1 protein-coding gene is annotated in these 275 nt (G+C 61.1%); it reads left to right on the top strand.

Features of this window, described 5'->3' with window-relative positions; all coding sequences use genetic code 11:
* The coding region (locus SB764_RS40015) for a YchJ family protein (protein ID WP_410866749.1) at nt 1-275 on the top strand (275 nt) is incomplete at both ends.

Below are 275 nucleotides of genomic sequence, written 5' to 3'. Positions count from 1 at the left end.
ACGGCAGAGCAACTGATGCGCTCCAGATATTCAGCCTTTGCGGTCCTTGATGCGGACTACCTCTTGCGTACGTGGCATTCCTCCACCCGCCCGCGTTCCTTGGAGTTGGACCCGGACGTGCAGTGGCGCAGGCTGGACATCCTCGCGGTTTCCAAGGGCGGTCCGTTGGACAGTGAGGGCGTGGTGGAGTTTGCTGCGCACTATCGATCCGGGGGCGAACGTGGCGTGCAACGTGAGTCCAGCAGGTTCGTCAGGGAAGGTAAGCGCTGGTATTA

Source organism: Paraburkholderia sp. SIMBA_027 (assembly GCF_046535315.1).
Lineage (GTDB): Bacteria > Pseudomonadota > Gammaproteobacteria > Burkholderiales > Burkholderiaceae > Paraburkholderia > Paraburkholderia tropica.
Note: the sequence above shows the minus strand (reverse complement) of the source record. Positions and strands in the feature narration are given on the sequence as shown.